The sequence below is a fragment of the Mesorhizobium sp. ORS 3428 genome, from assembly GCF_001854785.1.
In the GTDB taxonomy this organism is placed as follows: Bacteria; Pseudomonadota; Alphaproteobacteria; order Rhizobiales; family Rhizobiaceae; genus Mesorhizobium.
On sequence record NZ_MDFL01000053.1, the window covers coordinates 1 to 3,434 of the forward strand.

The 3,434-nt window shown below is 55.0% G+C and carries 6 protein-coding genes and 1 pseudogene; 3 read left to right on the forward strand and 4 right to left on the reverse strand.

Annotated features, from left to right (window positions below; genetic code table 11):
- On the reverse strand, positions 1–138 hold a 138-nt coding region (locus tag ORS3428_RS34200; RefSeq protein ID WP_274534787.1), incomplete at its 3' end, for a DUF6471 domain-containing protein.
- A 117-nt stretch (positions 139–255) separates the two neighbouring features.
- On the opposite strand from ORS3428_RS34200, the pseudogene ORS3428_RS32215 reads away from it, so the two are divergent.
- Positions 256–396 (forward strand): annotated as a pseudogene (locus ORS3428_RS32215) (IS1595 family transposase); the annotation flags it as partial.
- Between the two features lie 28 nt (positions 397–424).
- On the opposite strand, the gene ORS3428_RS06625 reads toward ORS3428_RS32215, so the two are convergent.
- Both ORS3428_RS06625 and ORS3428_RS32220 read right to left on the reverse strand, forming a co-directional pair.
- On the reverse strand, positions 425–715 hold the full coding sequence (locus ORS3428_RS06625; RefSeq protein WP_071095723.1) for a hypothetical protein: 291 nt from the start codon (positions 713–715) through the stop codon (positions 425–427).
- A complete protein-coding gene (locus ORS3428_RS32220) occupies positions 712–885 on the reverse strand; it encodes a hypothetical protein (protein ID WP_108722992.1) in 174 nt (57 codons plus the stop codon). Before ORS3428_RS32220 ends, ORS3428_RS06625 begins: the two co-directional genes overlap by 4 nt.
- Positions 886–986: 101 nt before the next feature.
- Between ORS3428_RS32220 and ORS3428_RS32940 the strand changes: the two genes are divergently transcribed.
- On the forward strand, positions 987–1,310 hold the full coding sequence (locus ORS3428_RS32940) for a hypothetical protein (RefSeq protein WP_071095726.1): 324 nt from the start codon (positions 987–989) through the stop codon (positions 1,308–1,310).
- Positions 1,311–1,710: 400 nt separating this feature from the next.
- On the opposite strand, the gene ORS3428_RS06640 is transcribed toward ORS3428_RS32940, so the two are convergent.
- Complete coding sequence (locus tag ORS3428_RS06640; RefSeq protein ID WP_071095730.1) at positions 1,711–2,412, reverse strand: SOS response-associated peptidase; 702 nt, start codon at positions 2,410–2,412, stop codon at positions 1,711–1,713.
- A 79-nt stretch (positions 2,413–2,491) separates the two neighbouring features.
- Between ORS3428_RS06640 and ORS3428_RS06645 the strand changes: the two genes are divergently transcribed.
- Positions 2,492–3,434: Abi-alpha family protein (locus tag ORS3428_RS06645; protein ID WP_071095732.1), on the forward strand; the 943-nt coding region annotated here is incomplete at its 3' end.

Genomic DNA, 3,434 nt, shown 5'->3' on the forward strand with positions numbered 1-3,434 from the left:
GATGTTGCGTCGGTCTTCATCGATGCCAAGACCGCTGAGTTTGTCGGCTAAGTCGGTGTAGCTGAGGTTCTTCCGCTTTAGCTCGGCTTTCAGAATGCCCTTAACCTCTGATTGCCAATCTTGAACGGTACGCGCCATCTAGAGTCACCTGATTCAATGTCAGAGTCATCGTAAACGATGTTTTTTGCACTGACAAGCGACGAAAAGCAGCACCATATTCGATGTCATAGACATCTTATCGGGTGTTCTTCGTGGCTCCGCGACCACCTCCCTGCCATCGCGATCTTTGTGAACGGCGCCAAAGGCCACAACGCTCTCCAACTTTCCCGCGATCTGGACTGCCAATACAAGTCCGCTTTCGTTCTTGTGCACAGGCTTCGCGAGGCGATCTCCGCGAACTTGGCACTGCCAGGGCTGGTTTGGCCTACGCGCTGCCGGCCGTCTCGCTATCCTCGTCAAGCGTCGAGACAGGCAGATAGGCATTGGCGACCAGCCAATCGCCCACGATCGTATTGATGAGATCCAGCTTGGACACGCCCATCTCGGCCGCCAGGCTGGTGAGCGACTCATCAAGCTTGGCATCGAGAGCTACGCCGCCGACGTTCCGAAGCAGCAACGCAGCTCGACGCAGCAACACCTGAAGGTCGGCGCGCGAGGCCTCGGCGATGCGATYGGCAGTGCCTTCAAGCTGCTCTGCGAATGCCCGGCGCGTCATCTGGCGTTGCCTGGGCGGCGGCCGTCGAGCTTGTCTTGAAGGTGCCCGTTGAGCACGATCATTTCTTTGAGCGCCTTCATTACATCGCCTTTGTGCAAGGCAATGAACTTGTCGGCGACGGCCTGAAGGGCGGCTTCCTGGCGGCTGTCGAGCGTTAGAATGTGGTCCATTTCATTTACTCCCAGCACTGGACGGCAACAGTGAACAAAAACAGAACAAAAGAGTCAAGGCCGAATTGACTCACTGAGGAATCGATTCCTATGTCAGGATCATGCCTGACCAACCGCCCAAGCGCCGTACAACCATCTGGTTCCTTAGCTCCGCCGTCCAACACGGGCAGTTGGTATGGGTTGATTGCGGCTATTGTCACGATCGCCACGGCCGGCGCTATTACGATCCCGGCGACCTCATGAAGCTCTTTGGCGATGTCGATGTGAACCGCCTCAGCCGCGCGATGAAATGTGAGCGCTGCGGTCGAAGCGACAACATCGAATGCGATGTCATCATGCCTGTCGCAGCCGAACGCGAGCGGATGAAGGTGCGCCGTCTGGTCAAGATACAGATTCGGAAAAGTCCCGTCTGGCGCGACGAATGAGGCCCAGCAATTACCGCGAAATCCTCTGTTGGTATCTATATCCGGTGCGCTCGTTCATGAGATCTATCGCCCCCTTAACTACGTCCGCCAAAGGGTGCTCCCGACAGTAGTTGTCCATCCAAAGAAAGACCTGATCTTGACTGACCTTGGCACCTGTTGCTCRCCAAAACTCAGTTCCGGAGCCAARCACAAGTCCATTCATGAAGCCGACCAAATAGCCCTCGAAAATAGCGGAWTTTCCTTCCGTTCTTGACTTGACCCAGGCTCCGCAGTCGAGAAGTCCTTCAACTACAAACCCGTCTGCAAATGCGGGCTCTACGGCTTCAAGCGATGCGACTGCAAGCACTAGGCCAATCATGCGGCACCACATAGACCCCTCTCCAAAAGCTTCATTTTTCGTCTAAAACAGCGAGCCTTGCGCTGGCTGTTGCGGGAATTTGATCTGTGTCGCCGGCTTGTCAACGATCACCAGAGCATCGTCCGGCGCTGTCCGCTGCATGTTCCTGGCTTCCGACCACGGCGCTGTCAGCCACGTTTCGACCTCATCCTGAGTGGTCAGGATTACCGGCATTGCCTTCTCATGGATTGGCGCGATGAGCGCGTTCGGCCTGGTGGTCATGAACCCGTAAAGCTCGAAGTCGCCAGGACCGTCCTTGACCCGTCGAACGCCATGCCATGGCGTCCACATGCCTGCGAAGAAGAACAGCGGCCGATCTTGGGTGAGCGCAAACCAGTAGTTCCGCTGGATACCCGTTTCAGGGTCTTTGTCGCCAGGCGTCGGCGACGGTTCGGCGAAGCTGGTCACCGGCACCACGCAACGGTTCTCGACGCCAACGTATTGCTGCCAATGGGCATATTGCGGATTGCGGATGTTGGTCGTGCCATAGTCCGCCTTGCCCTTCACGCGCTCTGCCGGCGTCGGCATGCCCCAAAGGAGCTTGGCAAGCTCGCGCTGGCCGTCTGGCGCGTTCCTGACCACCGGGGCAGGGGTGTTCGGATATGCGTCCAGCGACGGCTCAAGGTTGCCCATGATGTCTCGCATGGCGCGCGTCCATTCGCGGATGGCGTCTTGGCTGGTCGTGATGTTGTAGAGGTTGCACATCTATCCGAGCTTCCAACTATTTGCATGCGAACGCAGCGACCTTATGTTCTGCAATGGGACGATGGGAAGGGGGACGTGGATGGGAACCGACTTAACGCCTACTCCAGAAATAACGATCCTAAAAAGCGAGATAGAGGCCGCAGCCGCCCGCGTGGCAGAACGAGCAATGAACACGACACTCGACGGCATGTCGGGCGTCCTAGGGGACCTATTCGGGGGATTGTTTGGCGATGGCCTGAAGCAATGGCGAACGCGAAGACTCATCGATACGCTCATAAAGACAAAGGAGCATTTGGAGGCGGCCGGCATCCCTATCGAGAATGCGAAGTCCCTCCCGATGGGGGAGCTCTATGCGATCTTCGACGGGTGCTCGAAGCAAGAGGATACTTCGCTCACGGAGATGTGGTCGGCTCTGTTGGCGAACGCAATGAATCCGTCCAATGAAAAGTATATTGACCCATCATTCACTAGGATACTTGGAAATTTAAGCGGCATCGACGCCACGATACYGAAATATATCGATGATTTCGATAGAAAAAAGAATGAGTTGGTCGTGAAAGAGCGGGAGATATTGCAAAAATCACATGATAGTAAGCCGGCTCCTGGTGAAAAAAGCTTCGACAAATTGATAGTCGAGCTAAATATGGAGTTCTCTGATTGGGTGTCTACCCAGTATGAAAGTCGATTCAAGGGATTCCACGACGATAATATATCTTACTCGATAAGTAATTTGCTGAGGATTGGGTTAATTCACCCTCCTGAATTCAATATACCTGAAAACCTTATTCAAGTGGGCATCCAAAGGAAGTCAAGGAGAGATGACGAACTTGTAGCCGATGACAGGCGGTTACGGGCATATCTGCGAGCGATGAATGATCAAGCCGGCGCCGCCATCGAGAAGAAGAGCAAGCTTCAAAGCCTCGTGACAAGCGTGCGCCCTAATTGGCCGATGATTCAACATCACCCGACAACTCAGCCGGCATATTCCCTGTCTGGTCTCGCTAAGCGATTCCTGCTGGCAT